We start from the raw sequence: 25,115 nt of genomic DNA on the forward strand, positions 1-25,115 counted from the left end.
GTGACCATGCGGCGCAAGCACCATTCCGAGCGCGATCAGCTTGAGCTCTTTCGGGCGCTGCCCGGTGATCTTGCCCCCCGCGACGCGCAGGATCTCATGGCTTATCCGTTCTTTTCGCTCGCCAAAACCAAGCGGATCGAGCCGATCGATTTCCGCGCGGGTGCGATCGCAATTCGTGTCGAAGCCGTTCCGGAACACGGCATGGCGACCATCTGGGATGCTGATGTCCTGATCTGGGCTGCGTCCCAGATCGTGGAAGCCCGTGACGCCGGCTTGAAGTCCTCGCGCCTGATGGCAGCAACGCCCTACGAGATTTTGACGTTCGCGGGCCGCGGCACCAGCGCACGCGACTACGACCGGTTGAAGGCGGGTCTCGACCGACTTCAGTCAACGACCGTGCTGACGTCGATCCGTCAGCCGGCAGAGCGGCGACGGCATCGCTTCTCCTGGATCAACGAGTGGAAGGAGACAGCCGATGCAAATGGTCGGCCATTTGGGATCGAACTGATCCTGCCTGATTGGTTCTATGCCGGCATCATCGACGACGCGCTCGTGCTGACCATCGACCGCGCTTATTTCGATCTGACGGGCGGCCTTGAGCGCTGGCTTTACCGCCTCGTGCGCAAGCACGGCGGTCGGCAGGACGGCGGCTGGAGCTTCGACCTTGTGCACCTCCATGCCAAGTCAGGCATCCTCTCGCCGCTCAAGCACTTTGCGTACGACATACGCCAGATCGTCCAGCGTCAGACATTGCCCGGCTATCAGCTCGTGCTCACGCGAGACCGGAACGGTGCCGAGCGGCTGAACTTCTCGCCTTTGACTGTTGATCCCTTAACGGCCCGCTTGCGCCGCCGCGGTCTCATTCCAAATTCGGAGGACAACCTGTGAATCAGCTCGTGCTATCGGAGACCGCAGCCCTCGTGCTATCGGGGACCCGATCCTCGTGCTATCGGGGACCGGAATCGCGCTTAAGAGCTTGTTTCTCCGAGCTTTCCGGCCGCTCTAACTTTACTAACCAGAAATCCTTCGGATTTCTTCTAACGGACCAGGCGGAAAGCCGCGTTGGGGGCGCCCGGAAACGGCGGTCCGTCAGTCTAGCTCGCCCTTGCGGGCCACGCACACTCTCCACCGAGCCTCAAGCTCACGGCTACCAGCTCCAGCGTCAGGGAGCTGCCGCATGAGCGATCTCACCGAATTGGAAGTGTTGTGGCTCGAGAAGCGCATCGAAAACCGCATTCGGTTCGGTCGTATTGTCAAGGAACGGAAGCTTGATCGCCATCGGCGCGTTCTGTCATTTGTGCCCGGCAGCATCTTTGCCTTCGTCCGATGGACGTCCAACGACTTCGGCACGGTCATTTCGCGCATCGACATCTTGCGTGCGGTCGCTCCGGGACAGCGCTGCTCGACCGTACCGTACGTGAAGCCTGGCGGAGAGATTTTGCTGCGGCTGTCAGGCTGGCCGAAGGTCGAGCGCGTGCTGCAGATGATCGATGCCATTGACGCGCTCGGGATCGATCCGGCTGACGTCGCGCCTGATCATTGGCATCACGTTCATAACCGTCTGTCCGTCAACGAAAACCCACGCCCCTACACGAAAGCCCGCCACCAGGCTTGGCTTCACCGGCAGAGGGTCATGCGATGACACCGCGGCTCAAGACGTTGATCGCGATGCTCGGCGGTGCCGTCGCACTTATCGCGCCAATCGTTGTGGAGATTGCGCCAGCCTATATTTGGAATGCATCCGAGAGCGTACCGATCGGGCTCTACCGTGTGCAGCCCCCGCACAAACTATTCGTTACGGAACTTCTCGCCGTGCAGCCGCCGGAGCCGCTCGCGACCTTCCTCGACCTAAACGGCTATTTGCCCATTGGCGTCCCCATGCTGAAGCGCGTCCTCGCCCTTCCGGGGCAGAGTGTTTGCAGAACCGGCCTCACGATTTCGGTCGACGACGTCGCGGTGGGCGAGGCGAAGGATCACGACGGGCGCGGCCGGCCGCTGCCGAAATGGCAGGGCTGCCGCGTTGTCGGCGACGGCGAGCTGTTTCTGATGAACTGGCAGTCGGACGACTCTCTTGATGGCCGGTATTTTGGATTTGTTCCGGCATCTAGCGTGATCGGCCGTGCGATGCCGGTGTGGACGTGGGAGGAGTGATCGTGTGCATTCGACGTGTTCTGCTCGCCATTCCCTTGTTCGATCGATTGCGGGATCGTTCGTCCGTCATGCGCGTTTGCGCTGTCGTGCCGCTGATGCTTCTTTCGACCGCGATCGACGGTGCTGCTTTGGCCCAGAGCGGATCAGCCGCCCAGCCGGCGATCAGTGAGAGCGCTCACGCATTTGCCGGCTTCATCAGTGATGCCTCGCAACGCTTTGCGACTGCGCCGAACTGGATTCGATCAGTTCTAAGCATCGAGAGTGCTGGTGACGTGCACGCCAGATCGACAAAAGGCGCAATGGGCCTGATGCAGATCATGCCGGCGACTTGGGCGGAACTTCGCGAGCGCTACAATCTCGGGAACGACCCCTACGACCCGCACGACAACATTCTGGCCGGTACGGCCTACTTGCGCGAACTGCTCGACCGGTTTGGCTCGCCTGGCGTGTTTGCCGCGTACAACGCGGGACCATCTCGCTATGAAGAGCATCTCGCAGGCGGCTCTCTGCCAGAGGAGACGCGAGCCTACGTCGCGAAACTTGCAAATCTACTTGGCATCGAATTGCCGCCGAGATGGACGTCCAGCGGACAGTCAGCAGCAGCTGCAACGCTATTCGTTACGCGATCCGATCTCATGAAAACACGCTTTCGGTTGCCGGCGCTCATGCCGTTGGGCGGCGTCACGACCGCAATCTCTGCGCCCGATGTTTCGCCCATGGTCCCCCGGCCCATTGGCGTGTTCGTCCCTCGATCGGATTTGGCAGTATCTCAATGACCAAGTGTGCGGGTTCGCAAGCCTTCGTGTGCTTCACCAAGCAGGTGCCGCGTGCTGATGGCGTAGGGGCGATGCCTTCGGCCCGCGCTCTACTCGTCGCTTCGCTCCTCACCAAGCCACCCTTCGGGTGTCTCGGCCCTTCGGGTAACGATCGCTATCGCAAGCGCTCGGAAGCAATGGGGGCTTCGCGAATTGGCTGCCAAGTCGCGGTGGCTCTTTCGGCGACCGGGAGACCACGACGGCAACGGGCATATGGTTCTCTCGGCCAATTGGCGTGTTCGTGCCTCGATCGATTCGGGAGCATCGCAATGACCAAGCGTGCGGGTTCGCAAGCTGACGGCGTACGGGCGATGCCTTCGGCCCGCGCTCTACTCGTCGCTTCGCTCCTCACCGAGCCACCCTTCGGGTGTCTCGGCCCTTCGGGTAACGATCGCTATCGCAAGCGCTCGGAAGCAGCGGGGGCTTCGCGAGCCGGCTGCCAAGTCGCGACGGCTCTTTCGGGATCCGGCGACTGGGAGACCACGACGGCAGGACGGCGAGATAAAAGGGGCTCGCCGGTCGAACCGCAAGCCATTGGCATGGCTTGGGTTCTGGCGTGCCGGTCGGTCGGGGCGCGTGCCGCGCCTTGCATTTTCACGAGTGCAATCAAAGGGGTTTTCGGCACCATGTGCGCTTTTGATCGTTGGGAGGCCCTGCCGTGAGCGTGCGCGACAGCGATCTGCGTATTCGGCCTGGGCGCATCCGCAGCACCCGCGCGCCGAAGCAAAAGAGCTTCATCAACCAGGTGCTACGTGCCGCGGAGAAAGCGGGACACTCCTCGGGACAGGCTGGGTCTGGCAGACGCTCTGCGGCCTATGGGCGCTCGACGTTTGGCCGCGGGCGCCTCGCCTTTACCCGCGCCAGATTGTTCAGCCCGGCGCGGCGCGTTGTGGTGAAGGCGCGCGTGGTTCGTCACAAAGGGCGAGCCTTCCGTTCAGCACCGCTGACGGCCCATCTTTCGTATTTGAAGCGCGACGGTGTGACCAGAAGCGGTGAGCGGGCCGAGATGTTCGATGCCGGCAGCGACCGTGCTGACGGCGCAGCTTTCGCGGAACGGTGCGAGGACGACCGGCATCATTTCCGGTTCATTGTCTCGCCGGAGGACGCCGGCGACATGACAGACCTGAAGGCTTTCACCCGCGACCTCGCCAGGCAGATGGAGGCCGATCTCGGTACCCGGCTCGACTGGGTGGCCGTTGATCATTGGAATACCGACAACCCACACGTCCATCTTCTCGTTCGGGGCGTGGACGAGGAAGGGGCGGATCTCGTGATCTCCCGCGACTACATCAGCCAGGGCCTGCGCACACGCGCCGAGGAACTGGTCGGCATCGAACTTGGTCCAAAGCCGGAGCACGAGATTCGCAATTCACTGGAGAGGGAAGTCACGGCGGAACGATGGACGCGCCTCGATCGGGAGATCCGGCTGGCGGCCGATGAGACCGGCACTATCGATCTGCGCCCGGAGAATTCCGGCAAGTCCGATCTGGAGATCAGGCGCCTCATGGTCGGTCGCCTCCAATACCTCGAGAAGATGAGCCTCGCCGCTTCCGCCGCGCCAGGAGAATGGATGGTCGGACTCGAATCCGAGCGGAGTTTGCGCGACCTCGGCATGCGCGGCGACATCATCAAAACCATGCACCGCGCCTTTACCGAGCGTGGGGAAGTGCGCGGTGTCGCCGACTATGTCATCGAAGGTGAACAGCCGACCTCGCGGATCATCGGACGACTGGTCGACCGCGGATTGCACGATGAACTGACCGGCGAGGCCTACGCCCTGATCGACGGAACAGACGGACGAGCGCACCACGTGCGCTTCCGAGGGCTCGAGGCTTTCGAACAGGCGCCACCGGTCGGCGGCATCGTCGAAGTCAGACGCTTCGGTCAAGCCGGCGATCCGCGGCCGACCTTGGTTCTCGCGACACGCTCCGATCTCGACCTCGGCAGCCAGATCACGGCACGAGGGGCAACCTGGCTCGACCATCGGCTGGTTGAACGGGACCCCATGCCGCTCGCCATGGGCGGATTCGGCCGCGAGACCCGCGACGCCCTAGAAGCCCGTGCCGAGCATTTGATCCGGGAGGGCCTGGCGCGGCGGCAGGGCCCACGCATCATCTTGCAGCGCGACCTCTTGAACACATTGCGCCGGCGTGAACTTGACGAGGTGGCCGCAAAAGTCTCGGCCGAGACCCGGCTCCCTTACGTTAAGCCTGACTCCGGGGAGCATGTGGCGGGTACGTATCGCCAGCGGCTGACGCTCACCTCCGGACGCTTCGCCATGATCGACAATGGGCTTGGCTTCCAGCTCGTCCCTTGGTCGCGCGAACTCGAACAGAAGCTCGGCCAACACGTCACCGGCGTCGTGAAGGATGGGGGCGGCATCGAATGGGGCTTTGGTCGCAAGCGCGACCTTGGCCTCTAGCAATCTCCAATGCAGTTACGGAAGGGCGTTCGCGATGTCCGGAACCAAGATCCTCTGGGGACAGGTGATCGTTGTCGGCCTCATTGTTTTGCTGGCCATCTGGGGAGCAACCGAGTGGACGGCTTGGCGGCTCGCCTATCAGCCAGAACTTGGGCGACCCTGGTTCGAGTTGTTGGGCTTCAAAATCTACTACCCGCCAATCTTCTTTTGGTGGTGGTTCGTCTACGACGCCTATGCACCTCAGGTCTTTGTCGAGGGAGCCTTCATCGCGGCGTCCGGGACCTTCGTCTCAATCGCGGTGGCGATCGGCATGTCGGTCTGGCGCGCGCGTGAAGCCAAGAATGTCGAGACCTACGGTTCGGCGCGCTGGGCTGGTCTGGAGGAGGTTCGAGTGGCCGGACTTCTCGGTCCTGATGGTGTAGTGCTGGGCAAGCTCGAGCGCGACTACCTTCGCCATGACGGGCCGGAGCACGTGTTGTGTTTTGCGCCCACGCGGTCTGGCAAAGGCGTCGGTCTCGTCCTTCCCTCTCTGCTGGCCTGGCCCGGCTCGGCCATCGTTCACGACATCAAGGGTGAGAACTGGCAACTGACCGCGGGCTTCCGTTCGCGGCATGGCCGCGTCCTGTTGTTCGACCCCACCAACCCAAAGTCCTCAGCCTACAATCCGCTATTCGAGGTCCGGCGCGGGGAATGGGAGGTTCGCGACGTCCAGAACGTCGCCGACGTCCTGGTTGACCCCGAGGGCTCGCTCGACAAGCGGAACCATTGGGAGAAGACCAGTCATTCCCTCCTGGTCGGCGCCATCCTCCATGTCCTCTATGCCGAGGTGGACAAGACCCTGGCCGGCGTCGCAGCTTTCCTATCCGATCCGAAGCGGCCGATTGAGGCGACGCTGAAGGCGATGATGACCACGGCGCATCTCGGCGAGCAGGGTGCGCATCCTGTGGTCGCCTCGACCGCGCGCGAGCTCCTCAACAAATCCGAGAATGAACGCTCCGGTGTCCTGTCCACCGCCATGTCGTGCCTCGGACTTTATCGCGATCCCGTCGTCGCCCAAGTGACCCGCCGCTGCGACTGGCGGATAGCTGATCTGATCGCCGATCGGCGACCGACGACGCTTTACCTGGTCGTGCCGCCCTCCGATATCTCGCGGACCAAGCCCCTGATCCGGCTCGTGCTGAATCAGATCGGCCGGCGCCTGACCGAGGACCTGCACGCCAGTGATCGCCGGCATCGCGTTCTGATGATGCTTGACGAGTTCCCGGCGCTGGGCCGGCTTGATTTCTTCGAGTCCGCGCTCGCCTTCATGGCGGGCTACGGCATCAAGAGCTTCTTGATCGCGCAGTCGCTCAATCAGATCGAGAAGGCTTACGGGCCCAACAATGCCATCCTAGACAACTGTCACGTCCGGGTCAGCTTCGCGACGAACGACGAGCGGACCGCCAAGCGGGTGTCGGATGCACTGGGTACGGCGACCGAGATGCGCGCGATGAAGAACTATGCCGGTCACAGGCTGAACCCCTGGCTGGGGCACTTGATGGTCTCGCGCCAGGAGACGGCAAGGCCGCTGCTGACCCCGGGTGAAGTCATGCAGCTTCCGCCAATGGATGAGATCATCATGGTGGCAGGGACGGCGCCGATCCGGGCGAAGAAGGTCCGCTACTACGAGGATCGGCGATTTACCGAGCGGGTTCTGCCGCCACCAGATCCGGCGAGCGCCGGCCGATCATCGCGAACGGACGGATGGTCAGCGCTCGGACCGCTGAAGCCGACGGCTACTCCGGCTGACCAAGCTTCGGAGGCCGAGGAAGACACGGCGAACAGCGGACTCCGTCGTGAGCCCGAGCTCCCCGATCACGTCGCGATCGCCAGGGAGACGACCGAACCGACACCGGCAGAAGAATTTGCTGCCGTCCTTGACGATGACGAGGATGCGGTCCGTCAGTCCCGGCTCATACGCCAACAGATGCGAGGTGTCGCCCGTCAGGCCGCCCTGGACCCGAATGACGGTATGGAGCTCTGAGGCGATATGCGCGACCGGATGAACGTCTATTTTCCGCCAGAGCTTCTGAAACAGATCTCGGATCTGGCCGATCGCAAGAAACTTTCCCGATCCGCAATCGTGGAAGCAGCTGTCGCTTCGTTTCTGTCACCGGATGCAGCGGACAGGCGGGAGGCGGCGTTTACCCGGCGCCTCGATCGGCTGTCGCGTCAGATGCAGAGGCTGGAGCGCGACGTTGGTTTGACGGCGGAAACCTTGGCTCTCTTCATTCGCTTCTGGCTGACGATCACGCCACCGCTGCCCAACGACGCGCAGGCCGCCGCGCAAGCAAAGGGGCGGGAGCGATTTGAAGGATTTGTTGAGGCACTCGGGCGCCGCTTGCAAAAGGGACAAAGCTTTCTCCGCGAGATTCCGGAAGATATCCGCCGTCAGGAACCGGCAGAAGAGACTTGATCGAACCATGTAAAGACCGTGTCTCCGGTCCTTCTTTTTCTACGCCAGCCTACGACCGCAGCGATTTAGCCGAACTGGCAAAAGCTGGACGCGCTATTCGGCTCGAGCGAGCTGAGAGCAAAGGGCCAGCATGCAAATCTCAACACCATGGCGTCGCATCGCGCGCGCTTTTCTACCTTTTGTAGCCGGGTACTATCTCTCTTATCTGTTTCGAACGATCAATGCTCTAATCGCCAACCATCTCAGCTCGGATACCGGGGTTGGGACTGCCGACCTCGGCTTGCTTACGTCGGTCTATTTTCTTGTTTTCGCGGCCGCTCAGATCCCCGTCGGTATATTGTTGGATCGCTTTGGTCCACGTCGCGTCCAGAGTGTTCTGCTCTTGCTTGCCGCAGCAGGCGCCGGCCTCTTCGCGATATCGACTGATTTCCTGTCGCTTTTGATCGCGCGTGCAATGATCGGGCTTGGCGTGGCGGCGGCGTTAACCGCAGGACTGAAGTCGATCGTCCTCTGGTTTCCCAGGGAGCGTGTCGCCTTGCTGAACGGCTACATGGTCATGCTGGGATCGCTAGGAGCGGTGACCGCTACAGCTCCCGTCGAACACCTGCTCGCCTGGATGGGCTGGCGGCAGCTCTTTGAGATCCTGGCAGCCGTTACGGGTGTTACAGCCATTCTCATCTATGTCTTGGTGCCTGAACGACCAATTGTCCCATCAACCGCGCGCGCCACCCTTGGCTCCATTTTCGGCGATCGGCGCTTTTGGCGAATCGCACCGTTGTCGGCGACTTGCATTGGATCAGCCTGGTCTCTGCAGGCTTTGTGGGCATCACCGTGGCTGACAGACGTCGAGGGGCTTGATCGTGCAAGTCTCGTGAGACAGCTTCTTACGATGTCGATCGTCTTGAGCTGTGGTGCCTGGTTGTTCGGTACGACGGTCCATTACCTCAAACGTAGGGGAATCGGGGCTGAGACGATATTAGTGATGGTAGCAGTTGTGTTTGTCGCAGCTGAGTTAGCCTTGATCTTGCGAGCACCTCTGCCGTCCATTGTGCCTTGGTCCGTTGTCGCCATTGTCGGAACGGCAACTGTGGCCAGCTTCGCGGTGATGGCGGATTACTTTCCGCCTGAGCTAGCTGGTCGCGCCAATGGCGCCCTAAACGTCCTGCACTTCGGTTGGGCTTTCTTGGCTCAAGTCGGGACCGGCCTGATCTTGGAGAAATGGTCTGCGAATGGCGGCCATAGGCCCGTCCAAGCCTATCAAGTCGCCTTCGGCCTCAGCGTAGCACTGCAGATCGCGGCGTTGGTCTGGTTCGCGCTGCCTTTGCGCCGATCCTTCTCCTTATGGATGAGTTCAATCCTCTTCTTCAAGCCGGCTGATCTTGCCTACGCTGTCGAGTCAGTCGGGTTGTATGAGGATTCGGTCATACTCGTCTCCGCGGATGACGGTGCGGAGTGGTAGCGGTAGCTCGCCGAGTACGATCTATTGAGTAGGCTTCAAAAATCAGTTCGCACTCTTCCTTTTTCTACGCCAGCCTACGACGACCCAAAGCGCTTGTTGCGTCAAGTCCATCGGTGCCTTTTCTAATCATCCCCACATGAGGACGCTCGTTGGACGTCGTCATTCGGTGGGGACGAACGGTGGCAATCCATTCCATTCAATCGGAAGCGAGTTCGCGCGGCGCGCGAATGCTGCGCAGCGCGCTTGGTTCTGCGATCGCCGGCTACCTCGAAGACGAAGCGATCATCGAGGTGATGCTCAACCCGGATGGGCGGTTGTGGATTGACCGGCTGTCGAATGGCCTGATCGACACAGGCGTAACTCTGTCGGCAGCGGACGGCGAGCGCATTGTTCGTCTGGTTGCGCACCACGTAGGTGCGGAGGTGCATGCCGGCTCGCCGCGGGTCTCTGCCGAATTGCCCGGGACCGGCGAGCGCTTCGAAGGTCTGTTGCCTCCGGTCGTTGCGGCACCGGCATTCGCGATCCGCAAACCTGCGGTCGCCGTGTTTACGCTCGACGATTACGTCGCCAGGGGGGTCATGACCTCGGAGCAGGCCAGGATCCTGAAGGGCGCGGTCGCTGCTCGTAAGAACATCCTCGTCGCTGGTGGGACATCGACCGGCAAGACGACCTTGACGAATGCCCTCTTGGCGGAGGTGGCGAAGACCTCCGAGCGGGTCGTTCTGATCGAAGATACGCGCGAGCTTCAGTGCAAGGCGCCCAATCTCGTCGCTTTGCGGACCAAGGATGGTGTGGCCACGCTATCGGAGCTCGTTCGGTCCTCGCTGCGGCTACGACCTGATCGCATTCCGATTGGCGAAGTGCGAGGTGCCGAGGCGCTCGATCTGCTGAAGGCTTGGGGTACAGGCCATCCCGGCGGCATCGGCACCATCCATGCGGGCAGCGCGCTCGGCGCGCTGCGGCGGCTCGAGCAACTCATCCAGGAAGCCGTCATCACGGTTCCGCGTGCCCTGATCGCTGAGACGATCAACCTCGTCGCTGTCCTTGCGGGCCGCGGCGCTGACCGTCGCCTCGCTGAACTCGCCCTTGTTTCAGGGCTTGGCGCCGCTGGCGACTACGACCTTTCATCAGCAGGAGACTGACATGCGTCATAAATTTCGCTTTGTTCGAGGTGTCGTTTCATTGGCCCCCTCTGGCGCGGTACTTTTGGCGTCGGTGCCGGCGTGGGCGGCTGGCTCTAACATGCCGTGGGAGCAGCCACTCAATCAAATATTGCAGTCGGTTGAAGGACCGGTCGCCAAGATCATCGCCGTCATCATCATCGTGGTGACCGGGCTAACGCTCGCGTTCGGGGACTCGTCAGGTGGTTTCCGCAGGCTGATCCAGATCGTGTTCGGTCTGTCGATCGCGTTCGCAGCCTCGAGCTTCTTCCTGTCGTTCTTCTCCTTCGGCGGCGGCGTGGTGATCTGATGGATGATCAAGTCACAGGCTTTGTCGTGCCCGTTCACCGCGCGCTCACTGAGCCAATCCTGATGGGCGGCGCGGCGCGGTCGGTTGCGATCGTCAATGGCACGCTTGCGGCGGCCCTTGGGCTCGGATTGCGGCTCTGGATCGCGGGTCTTGTCCTCTGGTTCATCGGCCACATGGCCGCCGTCTGGGCGGCCAAGCGCGATCCCGCCTTCGTCGATGTGGTGCGCCGACATCTGCGCATTCCCGCACATCTTAACACCTGAGCTCTCGGTCATGATGAACCTTGCCGAATATCGCCATTCCAGCGCGCGCCTCGCCGACTTCTTGCCCTGGGCAGCCCTCGTCGATGAGGGAATCATCCTGAACAAGGACGGCTCATTCCAACGGACAGCAAAGTTCCGGGGACCTGACCTCGACAGCGCGGTACCGGCCGAACTTGTCGGCGTCGCCGGTCGCCTGAACAACGCACTTCGCCGCCTGGGATCCGGCTGGGCCGTATTTGTTGAGGGGCAGCGTCATTTTGCTGGGGCCTATCCTCCGAGTACATTTCCGGATGTCGCGTCCGCGCTGGTCGATGCCGAACGCAGGGCCCAGTTCGAAGAGGCTGGCGCCCATTATGAGTCCAGCTACTTCTTGACCTTCCTCTATCTGCCACCCGAGGAGGGAGCGGCTAAGGCGGAGCGTTTGCTCTATGAAGGTCGCGACCGCACAGTTGGAGCAGATGCCCGGGAGGTGTTGCGCGGCTTTATCGATCAAACCAACCGGGTGCTTCAGCTCGTCGAAGGGTTCATGCCGGAATGCGCCTGGCTCGACGATCAGGACACGCTGACCTACCTGCACTCGACGATCTCGGCCAAGCGTCATCGCGTTCGGGTGCCAGAAATTCCGATGTATATCGATGCGCTGTTGGCCGACCAGCCGCTCACCGGCGGGCTAGAGCCCATGTTGGGCTCAGCCAATCTTCGGGTCCTGACGATTGTCGGCTTTCCGGGTGCAACGACCCCGGGGATCCTGGATGACCTGAATCGCCTGCCGTTTTCGTATCGCTGGTCGACCCGGGCGATCATGCTCGACAAGACCGATGCCACCAAGCTGCTGACCAAGATTCGCCGGCAGTGGTTCGCCAAGCGAAAGTCCATCGGCGCCATTCTCAAGGAGGTCATGACAAACGAGGCGTCGACGCTGCTCGATACCGACGCCCACAACAAGGCGATTGACGCCGACGCGGCATTGCAGGAACTGGGATCGGATCAGATCGGCCAAGCATTCGTCACCGCGACCATCACGGTGTGGGACAGCGATCCCAATGCTGCCGATGAAAAGCTGAGGCTGGTCGAGAAGGTCATCCAGGGCCGCGACTTCACCTGCATGATCGAGACGGTGAACGCCGTCGAAGCCTGGCTCGGCAGTTTGCCCGGGCACGTCTATGCGAATGTGCGGCAGCCGCCGGTATCGACCCTCAATCTGGCCCACATGATTCCGATGTCGGCCGTGTGGGCGGGCGAGGCGAGGGATCTGCACTTCAAGGGTCCGCCGCTTCTGTTCGGCAAGACCGAGGGATCAACGCCGTTCCGATTCTCGCTCCACGTCGGCGACGTCGGTCATACCCTTGTCGTGGGGCCGACAGGCGCTGGTAAATCAGTGCTGCTCGCGCTGATGGCGCTACAGTTCAGGCGTTACCCGAACTCGCAGGTCTTCGCGTTTGACTTCGGTGGTTCGATTCGAGCGGCCGCCCTCGCCATGGGCGGTGATTGGCATGATCTCGGCGGCGCATTGTCCGACGGAGGTGAACAACCCGTCGCCCTGCAGCCGCTGGCCTGGATTGATGATCCTTCCGAGCGCGGATGGGCGACGGAATGGATCGGCGCGATCCTGGCACGGGAAAAGGTCGAGATCACCCCGGAGGTCAAGGATCATCTGTGGTCGGCATTGACATCTCTCGCTTCGGCTCCGCGGGAGGAGCGCACCCTCACGGGCCTGTCAGTCCTGCTCCAATCGAACTCTCTGAAACGCGCCCTGCAACCTTATTGCCTCGGCGGTCCGTCCGGGCGCCTACTCGATGCCGAATTCGAGCGTCTCGGCGAGGCGTCGGTCCAGGCTTTTGAGACCGAAGGCTTGATCGGAACGAGTGCTGCGCCGGCCGTGCTGGCGTACCTCTTCCATCGTATTGGTGATCATCTCGATGGCCGGCCCACACTCCTGATTGTCGATGAAGGTTGGCTTGCCCTCGATGACGAGGATTTTGCGGGGCAGCTCCGGGAATGGCTGAAGACGCTTCGGAAGAAGAACGCGTCCGTCATCTTCGCCACCCAGTCGCTTTCGGACATTGATGGCTCCGCGATTGCACCGGCCATCATCGAAAGCTGCCCAACGCGCCTGTTGCTGCCGAACGAACGGGCGATCGAACCGCAGATCACTGCCATCTACCGCCGCTTCGGACTCAACGATCGCCAGATCGAGCTTCTGAGCCGGGCAACGCCAAAGCGCGACTACTACTGCCAGTCGCGTCGGGGTAACCGGATGTTCGAACTTGGTCTTGGTGAGCTCGCGCTGGCCTTTACCGCGGCCTCGTCCAAGACAGACCAGGCAGCCATCGCCCAACTCCTCGCCGAACATGGCCCTGACGGCTTCGTGCCGGCCTGGCTCCAGCACCGTGACGTCGCCTGGGCCCTCGACCTGATCCCCAATCTCGTCAATCTGGAGAAATCCCTATGAGGCGTCTTGGCCTATTGGCGGCCGCTGGCACGGTTGCGCTGATGCTCGGCGTCACGGCGCCGGCGCGAGCGCAGTGGATCGTCTTCGATCCCAATAACTACGTCCAGAATGTCCTGACGGCAGCGCGGGAGCTCCAGCAGATCAACAATCAGATCACCTCGTTGCAGAACGAGGCGCAGATGCTGATTAATCAGGCAAAGAATCTGGCAAGCCTGCCGTTTTCGTCGCTGCAGCAACTGCAATCCTCGATCCAGCGGACTCAGCAATTGCTGGCCCAGGCGCAGCGCATTGCCTACGACGTGCAGCAGATCGATCATGCCTTCTCGACGAGCTACGCACCGGCGACCAGCAGCCAGTCGAACCAGTTACTGATCTCCAACGCTCAATCGCGCTGGCAGAATTCTTATGCCGCGACGCAAGACGCGCTTCGTGTCCAGGCCGGCATCGTTGGCAACCTCGACACCAATCGCATCCAGACCTCTGCCCTCGTAACCTCGAGCCAGAGTGCCAGTGGCGCCTTGCAGGCAACTCAGGCCGGCAACCAGATCCTCGCGCTTCAAGCGCAACAACTTGCCGATCTCACAGCGGCCGCCGCGGCGCAGGGCAGGGCGCAGAGCCTTGAAGCCGCTCAGCGAGCCTCGGCCCAGGATCAGGGACGAGAACAGCTTCGGCGCTTCCTGACACCGGGGCAGGGCTATCAATCCTCCAACGTGCAGATGTTCCATTGATGACCGACATAGGGGCATTCAAGGCGTTGTCGCTGCTTACGACAATCGGCGTGCTGGTCGTTACTGCTTGCACTATTCAGCTTCGTGGTGGTGACGAGCCGCCCGTGCTGCCGAAGGCCGAGCAGACGACAAATGCAACCAGCTCTGTCCTTGCACGCTGCCGCAGCGTCACTGCGGAGGAAGCGGCGGGTTATCGGCATTGCAGGCAGGTCTGGGCCGAAAACCGGCGACGCTTCTTGGCCAAGAAAGCCGGTGCCGCGGCTCCTGGCGAAGAAGAATCCGCCACAGGGTTGGCGCTCGCCCCAAAGGATCAGAGCCGGATCCCGCAAGGCTATCCGCAACCGGTGACACCTGAGGCGAGCAAGCCATGACGGGTACGGGGATCATTGACCAGTTTCTGGAAACGTTCACGCGTTATATCGACAACGGTTTCGGATTGCTCGGTAGCGACGTCGGATATCTCGCAACGACCCTTGCTGCGATCGACATCACGCTCGCCGCGTTGTTCTGGAGTTGGGGAACTGACGAGGACATCATCGCACGCCTCGTCAAGAAAACGCTCTTCGTCGGTGTCTTTGCCTGGCTCATTGGTAACTGGAACAGTCTCGCGCGCATTGTCTTCGAGAGCTTTGCTGGCCTTGGGCTGAAAGCATCGGGCGCAAGCCTGTCCGCGTCGGACTTCCTGCGGCCGGGAAAGATCGCTCAAGTCGGACTCGACGCTGGCCGACCGCTGCTCGATTCCATCTCCAACCTGATGGGCTACATCAGTTTCTTCGAGAATTTCGTCCAGATCGTCGTTCTTCTGTTCGCCTGGGTCGTGGTGTTGCTCGCCTTCTTCATTTTGGCGATCCAACTCTTCGTCACCCTGATCGAGTTCAAGCTCACGACGTTGGCCGGCTTCGTGCTCATTCCCTTTGGCTTGTTTGGCAAAACCGCCTTCGCAGCAGAACGGGTCCTGGGCAACGTCATCTCCTCCGGAATCAAGGTCTTGGTCCTGGCGGTCATCGTTGGGATTGGATCGACCTTGTTCTCGCAGTTCACCGCCGGCTTTGGTGGCAATCAGCCAACCATCGAAGACGCGATGACCCTGGTCCTTGCGGCGCTCTCCCTGCTTGGCCTCGGTATCTTCGGTCCCGGAATCGCCAACGGCCTGGTGTCGGGTGGACCTCAACTCGGTGCCGGTGCCGCGGTTGGAACAGGCCTTGCTGCCGGCGGCATTGTTGCGGCGGGCGCGGGTCTTGCCGCCGGCGGTGCTGGTCTCGCTGGCGGCGCGATTGCTGGCGCCGCGCGTAGTGGGGGTGCTGCCATGAGCGGAGCAGCAGCGGCCTACCGCAGCGGCGGCCTTGCCGGCGTCGCGGAGGCCGGCGCTTCCGCTGCCATGAGCCCGTTGCGTCGTGCAGCGGCTGCGCTCGGTGGAGGTGGGCAAACCGGCGCGCAGGCCGCCGGCACTTCGGCCGAGGGGCAGCCCGATTGGGCGCGGCGCATGAAGCGTGCCGAGACTATTCGGCACGGGGCGTCGGCAGCCGGCCACGCGGTCCGCTCAGGCGATCACGGTGGCAGCGGCTCTTCCGTCGATTTGTCTGAAGGAGAGCGCTGACATGCAGCATTGCACCTTCGCCACCCACTGCGCAGGCGTCTCAAGCGCGGACACCGCTCGACTCGAACCGATCACTTGATCTCAGGGGCAACTATGTTCAAACGACCTTCCGTTCACTATGGGCGCATGCCCGAGCCGATCACGCCTTACCAAAAGGCAGCGCAGGTTTGGGACGAACGCATTGGATCTGCCCGCGTGCAGGCCAAGAACTGGCGCCTGATGGCGTTCGGTTGCCTAATGCTATCGGCCGGTCTCGCAGGTAGCTTGGTTTGGCAATCGAGCCAAGGCTCGATCACGCCGTGGGTTGTTGAAGTGGACCATCTCGGCCAGGCCCAAAGGGTTGCGCCGGCGAACATCGACTATCAACCCACTGATGCGCAGATCGCCTACGATCTTGCGCGCTTTATCGAAGATGTCAGAGGCCTACCGGCCGACGGTATCGTTCTGCGCCAGAATTGGCTCCGGGCCTATGACTTTACGACGGATCGTGGCGCGGCTGCACTGAACGACTATGCGCGCACCAATGACCCCTTTGCCAAGTTGGGCAAGGCCCAAGTGTCCGTCGACGTCTCGAGCGTGATTCGAGCGTCGTCCGAGAGCTTTCGCGTCGCGTGGACCGAGCGCGTCTACGACAACGGCTCGCTGAGTTCGACCGAGCGCTGGACGGCCATTCTCACCATCGCGATCGAAACGCCGCGCGATGCCGAACGTCTGCGCAAAAATCCTCTCGGCGTCTATGTCCGCGCCATCAACTGGTCAAAGGAGTTGGGTCAGTGACCAAGACGCCGTCTGACGTTCATTCGATACATTCCCTCCCGCAAAGCAGGCTCAATTCGCCTCGGTCCGAGTTCGTGGGCTCAAAGCGAGCGCTTCTGTCCGTGCTCTTGCTCTGTTCATCGGCGCTCGGCGGGTGCGCGACTTATATACCGCCGGAGATCAGCTATGACGCTGAGGTTCCTCCGCTGCCGGCGACGCCAGTGGCTCTCGACGACAGATCGCGACCGCTTCACGTCCCGCCTCTCTGGAAGCCGGCTCTGGGCGGCAAGTCGGGAGGGAAGGAAGACGCTGAGCCCGTGAGCCGGGTTGAGACCGCAAACAGCGCAGCCCGGGTCGAACCGCGCAAGCGGGGGTATTTCAACGCGGCGCAAATCTATGCCTACAGTCCTGGAGCCCTCTACCAGATTTACGCCGCACCGGGGCATATCACGGATATCGCGCTCGAGGAGGGAGAACAGTTGACGGGATCAGGGCCGATCGCGGCCGGAGATACCGTACGCTGGGTCGTTGGCGATACCGAGAGCGGGAGCGGCGACACACGCCGGGTCCATATCCTGGTCAAGCCAACCCGCGCGTCCATCGAGACCAACCTGGTCGTGAATACCGACCGGCGCACCTACCTGATCGAGCTCCGCTCCCGCGAGCGGCTATATATGCCGTCTGTTGCCTGGTACTATCCGGAAACAGCGCGCGAACGATCCGGTTCAGTCGCTCTGAAACCCGTTCTTCCGGATCCGGCGCAGCGTATCTCCCGTTACGCCATCGAAGGGGACAGTCCTCCTTGGCGGCCGCTCGCCGCGTATGACGATGGCCGCAAGGTCTATGTCGAATTCCCGCAAGGGATCGTGCAAGGCGAGATGCCGCCGCTTTTTGTCATCGGCCCGGAAGGCAAGACCGAACTCGTCAACTATCGCGCCTACGGCAACGTGTTGATCGTCGATCGGCTGTTTGCGGCCGCCGAACTGCGGCTTGGCGGCGAGCACCAGCAGAGGGTCCGTATTGTCAGGACCGACGGGAGGCCGTCGTCATGAACACTCGGAATGCAAACGATCACGAGCAGGCAGTTCCGCTGGAGACACAAGAGGATCAGTCCAGGAGCTTCCGCTTGAGAGCGGAGCACCCGCGCGTGACACGGCTGTCGCGGAAGGTCCTGGCCGGCGGGAGCGCGGTTGCCCTGCTTATCATCGGCGGAGCGGTGCTGTGGTCGCTGCAGAAGACTCGCCCTCGAGACCAGGCGACCGATGAGCTTTACAGTACCGACCATCACAATGTTGCCGATGGAATTGCGGCTCTACCGAAGGACTATGCTGGCGTTCCGCGCCAGGCAGTTCCACAGCTAGGTCCGCCGCTTCCCGGCGACCTCGGCCGACCGATCCTTGCCGCTCAAGGCCAGTTGCCGACGAACGGCGCTGATCCGGACCAGCAGCGCCGGGATCAAGAGACCGAAGCAGCCCGCATCAGCCATCTGTTCGCTTCGACCAATGGGAGAGAAGTGCGTGAGCCCATGGCTGCAGGTGTAGGAGGTGATCGCATCGCATCACCAAGCCCGACGAGTGCCAATGACGACGGATTTGCGCAGAACGGTCAGGACCGCAAGCTTGCCTTCGTGAACGCCTCTGTGGACCGTCGCACAGTCAGCCCTGACCGCATCGCCCGGCCGGCTTCACCATATCTCGTGCAGGCTGGCACCGTTATTCCGGGAGCCCTAATAACTGGAATCAGATCGGACCTGCCAGGCCAAATTACGGCGCAGGTGACCGAGAACATTTTTGACACGCCGACTGGCCGGTTTCTGCTTGTGCCCCAGGGAGCGCGTCTGATCGGGATCTACGATAGCCAGGTCACTTTCGGCCAGTCGCGTGTCCTGCTCGTCTGGACCCGGCTGATCATGCCGAATGGACGTTCCATCGTTCTCGAGCGGCAGCCGGGCGCCGACACTGCTGGTTATGCGGGCCTTGAAGACCAGGTCGACAATCACTGGGGCGAGCTATTCAAGACCGCTGCGCTATCGACGTTCTTGGCTGTCGGGACAGAACTAGGTGCAGGCTCCGACACGAATAGCAATGACAGTGCCATCATCCAGGCATTGCGGCACGGCGCCTCCGACTCGCTCAATCAAACCGGACAACAAGTAGTTCGGCGCAGTCTCAACATCCAGCCCACGCTGACCGTGCGACCTGGTTTCCCGGTTCGTGTTCTGGTCAATCATGATCTGATACTTACCCCGTATAGAGGCTGACAACATGCCCAAGCTTAAAATAGGAGAGCTTCCAGACGACAAGCCGGTCAAAGTGAGCGCGGAGCTGCCCCCGGCTGTGCATCGTGATCTCATTGCATATGCAGAAGTGCTTACGCGTCAGGGCGGTCAACTGGTCGATCCAACTAAACTCATCGCCCCCATGTTGGCGCGCTTTATGGCCACTGACCGAGGATTCTCTAAACTGAAACGTGAAGGCCACGTACCGGCCGCGGGCGAAGGACAGTGATGCTCGTGGTTTCATCGAAGCCGTTGCCCCTGCTAAGTCGTTGCCAGCATAGCGAAATGCTACAGTGTTGGCATTAAGAGCTGAGATATTATATCGGAAAGTGTGCTTTCGAGTTTTGCCCGAAACAACTCCGATTGCCAGTTTTCCCAATTTGCAGCCGGGGCACGGCTGGGCGTCGACGTGCAGTTATTCGGTCACCTTCGGTCGCATTACACTGCTCCGGCCATCGACGCTGAGAGGCACGTCACCCTCGATCGTGGCGCGACGTACGACGCGATGCTGGTCCCCGTAATCGTTGACCGCGTAATGCTGCGTTGCTCGGTTATCCCACAGCGCAATATCGTCCTCTAACCAATTCCAGCGCACAGTGTTTTCGGGCGCGGTAATGTGAGACTGGAGCAGATCGAACAGCTTTTGTCCGTCGTATTTGCGGATTCCAATAAAGTGCTTCACCAAGGCGCCCAGCAATAGCGTCCGCTCGCCTGTTTCGGGATGGACGCGTACGACGGGATGCTCGGTCTCAAAAACCGTTCTGGTGAACACCTCGTCGAAATGTTTCTTGTCGACCTCGCGGACCCGCGCGATCCCGGCGTAATCGAAGACGTTGCTGTGAACGGCCCATAGCCCCTCGGCAAGCCGTTGTAGCGGCGGCGGCAAACCAAGATAAGCGGCAGCTGTGTTCGACCACACGGTGTCGCCTCCGTACGTTGGCATTACAACGGCCCGCAGGACCAAAATCTTGGGATAGGCGTCGGCGAAGGTTCCATCCGCATGCCAAACGTCGGCGCGGCCGCCGCCGCGAGTGGAGTCCAGTTCGATGAGTGAGGCCATCCCCTTAGTAGCACCGAGCATCGGATGTGGCACTAGCTTTCCGAGACGAGCGGCAAAGCGCTCATGCTCGGCGTCATTGAGATGTCCTTGATTGCGGAAGAAGATTACCTTGTGCTCGAGCAATAAGGTGTTGATCGCGGCGATGGTGTGATCCGGTAGATCGCCTGATAGCTTGATATTTTTGACTTCGGCACCGATGCGCGCTGCACGTTTCACAACATCGGTGCTCGGAATGACGCTTCCGATCAAGGCGTTTGTGCTCATCTTGCTTGCCAGGTCCTTGCAGTTCTTCTCGCCCCTTGAAACGAAATCATCTTCAGCAAGCATCGTGCCAGTCGAAAGACGAAAAATGTACTCGACGTTGGGCAGTGAACGAATAGTGGCGTTTGGCGCGAGCCTTGAACTAAGCCTATGGTTGGGCCGAGTGACGAAAGAACTCGATCGCCGAGCTCACCCCTTCGAATGTAGGATAGCGAAGCGGACAGCAGGAACGCGCCAACGGCAGATCTTCCGTTATGCTTTTGTAGTCACTAAACTGCGTTGAAAAAAGAAATGCTTCTGTAGAATAGGCAACAGTTCATGATGGTCATGCCGCGCGGAAGCGCATCTCGGAAACAAATCATCCAATGATTGGTACTTTGACGAGACCGAGATTGCGGCAAGTTCGGTCTCAATTGGCATATCGCTGTGACGATGACGGTTCTTCTAGGGACAAATCATTGGCCTGCATATACAAGCGCAGCCTCTCTTATTGGCTCATGCTCCTACACTGGGTTGTGCGGCTCGCAAAATGGCGAAATGTCGCTGACGCGAGTCTCGATTCAAAGTCTTTGCACCTCTCCGCGAATTGGTTCAACAATGTAAATGCTTCCATGGCGAGATGGAGTGTGGAGAGGGTTAGCAGTGCTGCCTCTGTGCCTCTGTGCCTCTGTGCCTCTGTTTCTGGATCGCTTTTAAGCAATGGCCATCCCAGGCCGCGGCGGTAGCCGCAAAGTCGAATGGGCTTTCGAAAGTCTGAACGCGTACGATGCGCGTTGTACTGGACCTGACACGAGATTGTGCCTCTGTCAGAATACCGACAGGTGTCTGTGCACAATGCGGCAAGCCCGAGCTGACGTTTCCGTTCGTGAATTTCGTGAGGTAATTGATGGCCCGACCACCGGAGTCTCTGAGAGCTGTAGATGTAAGTGGCTGCGGCGCTGGTCCCCCATGGGCAATTGGCCCAGGAGATGTTTCGACGATTTTGCAGGCCTTGACCTTCATCACCGCTGCGTCGGGCTTCAATTCATCGTCGGCGCGCACAAAAGAACTTGCATGCGGTCGATTGTTGCAGCTTTGGGCTTGCGGCCAGCGTCGATTTATTTGAAGCTCAGAATCCGTGCCGACGCCCAATGCGGCCGCGAATGACTGCATCGAGATGCTCGATTCCGAGACCAAGGCCGTCGAAACGCCCGAGGACCATGCCGATGAGCTTCGGCTGTGGTTGCGCCTGCTCACCTGCACGACTCTGATCGAGGGCGAGGTCCGCGGCCGGCTGCGGGAGCGCTTCGACGTTACGCTGCCGCGTTTCGATCTGATGGCTCAGCTCGACAAGGCGCCTGATGGAATGACGCTGTCCGATGTCTCCAAGCGCATGATGGTCTCCAACGGCAACGTCACCGGCCTTGTCGAACGCCTGGTTGAATCCGGCCATCTCGACCGTCGCACCTCGGAGACCGACCGCCGCGTCCAGGTAATCCGTCTCACCAAACTCGGGCGCGCCGAGTTCCGCAGGATGGCCGCGGAGCATGAGACCTGGATCGCGGATCTATTCGCCGATCTGACGCCGAAGGATGTGCGCGAGCTGATGCGACTCCTGGCCAAGACCAAGGCATCGGCTCAAAAATCGGCTCCGCGTCGCCGGGTGTAAGGCCCAGCCCCATCCCCTTTCCTGCACGAAAATGCATGAGACCTCAAACCCGCTATGGCGCGGAATTGTTTTAAGCGGCCCACGCGCGACTGAAGCGGGCGCTGGCAGAGCTAGCCGGCCCTGGGTCCGATGATGAAGCCGAGGCCGGCGAGGTTGCGCGGCGCCGGATTCGGTGACCGCGTATTTCATCGACGAGAACGCGCTTCGCGAGTTTGGCACGGGTACCAACGCGAACGTGCGCAAGTGGCTTGCAACACGCTCCTGGATTAAAGCGCGCTCATACTGCGCGAGGGCGCCGTACCCGGAACAGGGATTCGCCGAGGGCATCCTGCGTGCAGGTTCTCGGTCAGCGAGCGGAACGCCACCCCATTGTCCTTGAGCGAGGTCACGATCGCGAGCCGAGCAGCGCATCGCGCTGCAGGCCCGTGTTTTGAGACGGGCATGAGGCCAACCATAGGCGGGTACCCATCTCAAATAGGTTTCCGTATGGCAGCGTTGGCGACAGAGTTTCCGCATATCATTGCGTCACTAGGCGCTTAGCTTAGGGGGCTACTACAAGATTCGGTAGCTGGCTAAGCCAACTTGAGGCCCTAGGATTCGGTCGCGTTCCCCGCCGATCATCATCTACGAACAGAAGTGAACGCAAGCCCACGCACGCCGGTGACTACAACGCCATGCGGTCGCTTTCCGCCCTTCCAGAGAGTGAAGTGCCACTGTGTCCGAACAACCCCTGCCGATGCTGCCGATGTGGCGCGTCGATCAAATTGAGCCCTCGCCCGAGATGTTGGCGCTACGTGACAACGGTCCGATCCACCGCGTGCGTTTCCCGTCCGGGCACGAAGGCTGGTGGGTGACAGGCTACGACGAGGCCAAGGCGGCGCTGTCCGACGCGGCGTTCCGGCCGGCGGGAATGCCGCCGAGGGCGTTCACCCCGGATTCGGTGATTCTCGGTTCGCCGGGGTGGCTCGTCTCGCACGAAGGGGGCGAGCATGCCCGGTTACGCACGCTAATCGCGCCGGCCTTCAGCAGCCGCAGGGTGAAGCTGCTGGCGCCGCATGTCGAGGCGATCGCTGCGCAGTTGTTCGAGAACTTGGCGGCCCAGAGCCAGCCCGCCGACTTGCGGCGCCACCTCTCGTTTCCGCTTCCGGCCATGGTCATCAGCGCCCTGATGGGCGTGCTCTACGAGGATCACGCCTTTTTCGCTCGCCTGTCCGACGAGGTGATGACGCACCAGCATGAAAGCGGCCCACGCAGCGCGTCGCGCTTGGCCTGGGAAGAACTGCGCGCCTACATTCGCGACAAGATGCGGCACAAGCGCCAGGATCCGGGCGACAACCTGCTGACTGATCTGCTCACGGCCGTCGATCAGGGCAAGGCGACCGAGGAAGAAGCGATCGGGCTGGCGGCAGGCATGCTGGTGGCGGGGCACGAGAGCACCGTTGCGCAAATCGAATGCGGCCTGCTTGCCATGTTCCGCCATCCGCAACAGCGCGAACGCCTGGTCGGCGATCCATCCCTGGTGGACAGGGCGGTGGAGGAAATCCTGCGAATGTACCCGCCGGGCGCGGGCTGGGACGGTATCATGCGCTATCCGAAGACTGACGTGACCATCGCCGGCGTGCATATTCCCGCCGAGAGCAAGGTGCTGGTTGGCCTGCCGGCAACGTCGTTCGATCCGCGCCATTTCGACGAGCCGGAAATCTTCGATGTCGGACGCCAGGAAAACCCGCACCTGGCGTTCTCCCACGGGCCGCATTCCTGCATCGGCGCGGCGCTGGCCAGGCTGGAACTCAAGGCGGTTTTCGATTCGATCTTCCAGCGCTTTCCCGCGCTGCGCCTGGCTGTAGCGCCCGAAGAACTGAAGTTGCGCAAGGAGATCATCACTGGAGGCTTCGAGGAGTTCCCAGTGCTCTGGTGATGTGCGGACGCCGCTGGGGATGCGATCGTCTCCGCGATTTGTCGACGCGCGGCCGCGTACGGGTCAGATCAGCCAGCCAACAGGTAACTAAGATGGACGTGAAAGAAGTCACGGCTGAATGCCGGGATGCCTTCGCCGAACTGGCGTCGCCCGCGTGGATCCACGACCCGTATCCGTTCATGCGGTGGTTGCGCGAGCATGATCCAGTGCATCGCGCGGCGTCGGGCCGCTTTCTGTTGAGCCGCCACGCCGACATCTACTGGGCGCTTAAGGCTACGGGCGATGCGTTCAGGGGACCCTCGCTTGAAGAATTGGCGCGCTATTTTCCGCATGCGGCGGCCAGCCTGTCGCTTAATCTGCTGGCCTCCACGCTAGCGATGAAGGACCCACCGACCCACACGCGTCTGCGCCGTCTGATCTCGCGCCATTTCACCATGCTCCAGATCGACAACCTGCGGCCGAGTATCTCGCGCATCGTCGCGGCGCGCCTCGATTGCATGGCGCAAGCGTTGGAACGAGGGGAGACCGTGGACCTTCATCGGGAATTCGCGCTGGCCTTGCCCATGCTGGTCTTCGCCGAAATGTTTGGCATGCCCCAAAACGACATGTTTAATCTCGGCGCTGGCATCGGCGCCATTCTGGAGGGCCTGAGCCCGCACGCCAGCGATCCCCAGCTCGCCGCCGCGGACGCGGCCAGTGCCAAAGTGAGGGTCTACTTCGGGGGGCTCATTCAGCTCAAGCGCGTCGCTCCCTGCCACGACATCGTGTCGATGTTGGTCGGCGCACATGACGATGACGCCGACACATTGTCGGATGCGGAGTTGGTCAGCATGCTGTGGGGCATGCTGCTGGGCGGCTTCGCCACAACTGCTGCAACAATCGACCATGCGGTCCTGGCGATGCTGGCGTATCCCGAACAGCGGCACTGGCTGCAGGCAGACGCCATAGGGGTCAAGGCATTCGTCGAAGAAGTCCTACGCTACGACGCCCCCGCCATGTTCAGCTCCGTTCCGCGTATCGCCCAACACGACATCGAACTAGGCGGCGTGGTGATCCCGAAGAACTCGGACGTGCGCGTGCTGATCGCGTCCGGCAATCGCGACCCGGACGCCTTTGCCGATCCTGACCGATTCGATCCCGCGAGATTCTACGGCACCAGTCCCGGCCTGTCGACCGACGGGAAGATCATGCTGAGCTTTGGCCACGGCATTCACTTCTGCCTTGGCGCGCAACTGGCCCGGGTCCAGTTGGCCGAAAGCCTGCCGCGGATCCAGGCGCGCTTCCCCACGCTGGCTTTGGCCGAGCAGCCGACTCGCGAACCCTCCGCATTCCTCAGGACGTTCCGCGCTCTGCCGGTGCGGCTGCAAACATTCGGAGTCTGA

23 protein-coding genes are annotated in these 25,115 nt (G+C 61.4%); 22 read left to right on the top strand and 1 reads right to left on the bottom strand.

Translation table 11 applies throughout. The annotated features are described in order from the left end of the window. Positions 1-6 precede the first annotated feature (6 nt). From BM374_RS23010 to BM374_RS23100, 19 genes are all read left to right on the top strand, one after another. On the top strand, positions 7-888 hold the full coding sequence (locus BM374_RS23010; protein WP_092297064.1) for a replication initiator protein A: 882 nt from the start codon (positions 7-9) through the stop codon (positions 886-888). Between the two features lie 289 nt (positions 889-1,177). Beyond that, a complete protein-coding gene (locus BM374_RS23015; RefSeq protein WP_092297067.1) occupies positions 1,178-1,642 on the top strand; it encodes a DUF2840 domain-containing protein in 465 nt (154 codons plus the stop codon). After that, positions 1,639-2,151 carry a S26 family signal peptidase gene (locus tag BM374_RS23020; RefSeq protein WP_092297070.1) on the top strand — a complete coding sequence of 171 codons (513 nt, stop codon included), beginning with the start codon at positions 1,639-1,641 and terminating at the stop codon, positions 2,149-2,151. Before BM374_RS23015 ends, BM374_RS23020 begins: the two co-directional genes overlap by 4 nt. 2 nt (positions 2,152-2,153) lie before the next feature. After that, entirely contained in the window at positions 2,154-2,927 is a 774-nt protein-coding gene (locus BM374_RS23025; protein ID WP_092297974.1) for a lytic transglycosylase domain-containing protein, read from the top strand. A gap of 697 nt (positions 2,928-3,624) precedes the next feature. Beyond that, positions 3,625-5,388 carry a relaxase/mobilization nuclease domain-containing protein gene (locus tag BM374_RS23030; RefSeq protein ID WP_092297073.1) on the top strand — a complete coding sequence of 588 codons (1,764 nt, stop codon included), beginning with the start codon at positions 3,625-3,627 and terminating at the stop codon, positions 5,386-5,388. Between the two features lie 34 nt (positions 5,389-5,422). Further along, positions 5,423-7,411 carry a conjugal transfer protein TraG gene (locus BM374_RS23035; protein WP_092297076.1) on the top strand — a complete coding sequence of 663 codons (1,989 nt, stop codon included), beginning with the start codon at positions 5,423-5,425 and terminating at the stop codon, positions 7,409-7,411. A gap of 6 nt (positions 7,412-7,417) precedes the next feature. After that, positions 7,418-7,843 (top strand): CopG family transcriptional regulator, encoded by a 426-nt coding sequence (locus BM374_RS23040; RefSeq protein ID WP_092297079.1) that lies wholly within the window; start codon positions 7,418-7,420, stop codon positions 7,841-7,843. A 130-nt stretch (positions 7,844-7,973) separates the two neighbouring features. Next, entirely contained in the window at positions 7,974-9,302 is a 1,329-nt protein-coding gene (locus tag BM374_RS23045) for an MFS transporter (protein ID WP_092297081.1), read from the top strand. A gap of 227 nt (positions 9,303-9,529) precedes the next feature. Next, complete coding sequence (trbB, locus tag BM374_RS23050; RefSeq protein ID WP_177248510.1) at positions 9,530-10,444, top strand: P-type conjugative transfer ATPase TrbB; 915 nt, start codon at positions 9,530-9,532, stop codon at positions 10,442-10,444. Between the two features lies 1 nt (position 10,445). Beyond that, positions 10,446-10,772, top strand: a complete 327-nt coding sequence (locus BM374_RS23055) for a TrbC/VirB2 family type IV secretion system protein (protein ID WP_092297087.1) — start codon at positions 10,446-10,448, stop codon at positions 10,770-10,772. Continuing rightward, positions 10,772-11,035, top strand: a complete 264-nt coding sequence (locus BM374_RS23060) for a VirB3 family type IV secretion system protein (RefSeq protein ID WP_092297089.1) — start codon at positions 10,772-10,774, stop codon at positions 11,033-11,035. Before BM374_RS23055 ends, BM374_RS23060 begins: the two co-directional genes overlap by 1 nt. 10 nt (positions 11,036-11,045) lie before the next feature. Further along, positions 11,046-13,487: a conjugal transfer protein TrbE gene (gene trbE, locus BM374_RS23065; RefSeq protein ID WP_092297092.1), complete on the top strand. Its 2,442-nt coding sequence runs from the start codon at positions 11,046-11,048 to the stop codon at positions 13,485-13,487. Then, on the top strand, positions 13,484-14,215 hold the full coding sequence (gene trbJ, locus BM374_RS23070; RefSeq protein WP_092297095.1) for a P-type conjugative transfer protein TrbJ: 732 nt from the start codon (positions 13,484-13,486) through the stop codon (positions 14,213-14,215). Before trbE ends, trbJ begins: the two co-directional genes overlap by 4 nt. Beyond that, positions 14,215-14,586 carry a putative entry exclusion protein TrbK-alt gene (trbK-alt, locus tag BM374_RS23075; RefSeq protein WP_092297098.1) on the top strand — a complete coding sequence of 124 codons (372 nt, stop codon included), beginning with the start codon at positions 14,215-14,217 and terminating at the stop codon, positions 14,584-14,586. Before trbJ ends, trbK-alt begins: the two co-directional genes overlap by 1 nt. Then, positions 14,583-15,812: a P-type conjugative transfer protein TrbL gene (trbL, locus tag BM374_RS23080; RefSeq protein ID WP_092297100.1), complete on the top strand. Its 1,230-nt coding sequence runs from the start codon at positions 14,583-14,585 to the stop codon at positions 15,810-15,812. The genes trbK-alt and trbL overlap by 4 nt, the downstream gene beginning before the upstream one ends. A 93-nt stretch (positions 15,813-15,905) precedes the next feature. After that, positions 15,906-16,589 carry a conjugal transfer protein TrbF gene (gene trbF, locus BM374_RS23085; RefSeq protein ID WP_092297103.1) on the top strand — a complete coding sequence of 228 codons (684 nt, stop codon included), beginning with the start codon at positions 15,906-15,908 and terminating at the stop codon, positions 16,587-16,589. Next, positions 16,586-17,620, top strand: coding sequence for a P-type conjugative transfer protein TrbG (gene trbG, locus BM374_RS23090; RefSeq protein WP_177248484.1), 1,035 nt, complete (start codon positions 16,586-16,588; stop codon positions 17,618-17,620). The genes trbF and trbG overlap by 4 nt, the downstream gene beginning before the upstream one ends. Further along, positions 17,617-18,828, top strand: coding sequence for a TraB/TrbI/VirB10 family type IV secretion system protein (locus BM374_RS23095; protein ID WP_092297109.1), 1,212 nt, complete (start codon positions 17,617-17,619; stop codon positions 18,826-18,828). The genes trbG and BM374_RS23095 overlap by 4 nt, the downstream gene beginning before the upstream one ends. A 4-nt stretch (positions 18,829-18,832) precedes the next feature. After that, the gene (locus BM374_RS23100; protein ID WP_092297112.1) at positions 18,833-19,075 is read left to right on the top strand and encodes a DUF2274 domain-containing protein; all 243 of its coding nucleotides are present in this window, start codon (positions 18,833-18,835) and stop codon (positions 19,073-19,075) included. Positions 19,076-19,261: 186 nt separating this feature from the next. On the opposite strand, the gene BM374_RS23105 is transcribed toward BM374_RS23100, so the two are convergent. Then, a complete protein-coding gene (locus BM374_RS23105) occupies positions 19,262-20,170 on the bottom strand; it encodes a TauD/TfdA dioxygenase family protein (RefSeq protein ID WP_092297977.1) in 909 nt (302 codons plus the stop codon). 1,153 nt (positions 20,171-21,323) lie between these two features. Between BM374_RS23105 and BM374_RS23110 the strand changes: the two genes are divergently transcribed. From BM374_RS23110 to BM374_RS23120, 3 genes are all read left to right on the top strand, one after another. Then, a complete protein-coding gene (locus BM374_RS23110) occupies positions 21,324-21,815 on the top strand; it encodes a MarR family winged helix-turn-helix transcriptional regulator (protein ID WP_092297981.1) in 492 nt (163 codons plus the stop codon). 715 nt (positions 21,816-22,530) lie between these two features. After that, a complete protein-coding gene (locus tag BM374_RS23115; protein WP_092297115.1) occupies positions 22,531-23,733 on the top strand; it encodes a cytochrome P450 in 1,203 nt (400 codons plus the stop codon). Positions 23,734-23,825: 92 nt separating this feature from the next. Continuing rightward, complete coding sequence (locus BM374_RS23120; RefSeq protein WP_092297118.1) at positions 23,826-25,115, top strand: cytochrome P450; 1,290 nt, start codon at positions 23,826-23,828, stop codon at positions 25,113-25,115.

The organism is Bradyrhizobium sp. Ghvi (assembly GCF_900115265.1).
GTDB lineage: Bacteria > Pseudomonadota > Alphaproteobacteria > Rhizobiales > Xanthobacteraceae > Bradyrhizobium.

Coding starts and splice junctions, on each gene's coding strand:
- BM374_RS23040 (WP_092297079.1), top strand. CDS start 7,418: ATGCGCGACCGGATGAACGTCTATTTTCCGCCAGAGCTTCTGAAACAG.
- BM374_RS23100 (WP_092297112.1), top strand. CDS start 18,833: ATGCCCAAGCTTAAAATAGGAGAGCTTCCAGACGACAAGCCGGTCAAA.
- BM374_RS23105 (WP_092297977.1), bottom strand. CDS start 20,170: ATGAGCACAAACGCCTTGATCGGAAGCGTCATTCCGAGCACCGATGTT.
- trbJ (WP_092297095.1), top strand. CDS start 13,484: ATGAGGCGTCTTGGCCTATTGGCGGCCGCTGGCACGGTTGCGCTGATG.
- BM374_RS23055 (WP_092297087.1), top strand. CDS start 10,446: ATGCGTCATAAATTTCGCTTTGTTCGAGGTGTCGTTTCATTGGCCCCC.
- BM374_RS23035 (WP_092297076.1), top strand. CDS start 5,423: ATGTCCGGAACCAAGATCCTCTGGGGACAGGTGATCGTTGTCGGCCTC.
- trbE (WP_092297092.1), top strand. CDS start 11,046: ATGATGAACCTTGCCGAATATCGCCATTCCAGCGCGCGCCTCGCCGAC.
- BM374_RS23120 (WP_092297118.1), top strand. CDS start 23,826: ATGGACGTGAAAGAAGTCACGGCTGAATGCCGGGATGCCTTCGCCGAA.
- trbF (WP_092297103.1), top strand. CDS start 15,906: ATGTTCAAACGACCTTCCGTTCACTATGGGCGCATGCCCGAGCCGATC.
- trbK-alt (WP_092297098.1), top strand. CDS start 14,215: ATGACCGACATAGGGGCATTCAAGGCGTTGTCGCTGCTTACGACAATC.
- BM374_RS23110 (WP_092297981.1), top strand. CDS start 21,324: ATGCTCGATTCCGAGACCAAGGCCGTCGAAACGCCCGAGGACCATGCC.
- BM374_RS23060 (WP_092297089.1), top strand. CDS start 10,772: ATGGATGATCAAGTCACAGGCTTTGTCGTGCCCGTTCACCGCGCGCTC.
- trbB (WP_177248510.1), top strand. CDS start 9,530: ATGCTGCGCAGCGCGCTTGGTTCTGCGATCGCCGGCTACCTCGAAGAC.
- BM374_RS23020 (WP_092297070.1), top strand. CDS start 1,639: ATGACACCGCGGCTCAAGACGTTGATCGCGATGCTCGGCGGTGCCGTC.
- BM374_RS23015 (WP_092297067.1), top strand. CDS start 1,178: ATGAGCGATCTCACCGAATTGGAAGTGTTGTGGCTCGAGAAGCGCATC.
- trbL (WP_092297100.1), top strand. CDS start 14,583: ATGACGGGTACGGGGATCATTGACCAGTTTCTGGAAACGTTCACGCGT.
- BM374_RS23095 (WP_092297109.1), top strand. CDS start 17,617: ATGAACACTCGGAATGCAAACGATCACGAGCAGGCAGTTCCGCTGGAG.
- BM374_RS23045 (WP_092297081.1), top strand. CDS start 7,974: ATGCAAATCTCAACACCATGGCGTCGCATCGCGCGCGCTTTTCTACCT.
- BM374_RS23010 (WP_092297064.1), top strand. CDS start 7: ATGCGGCGCAAGCACCATTCCGAGCGCGATCAGCTTGAGCTCTTTCGG.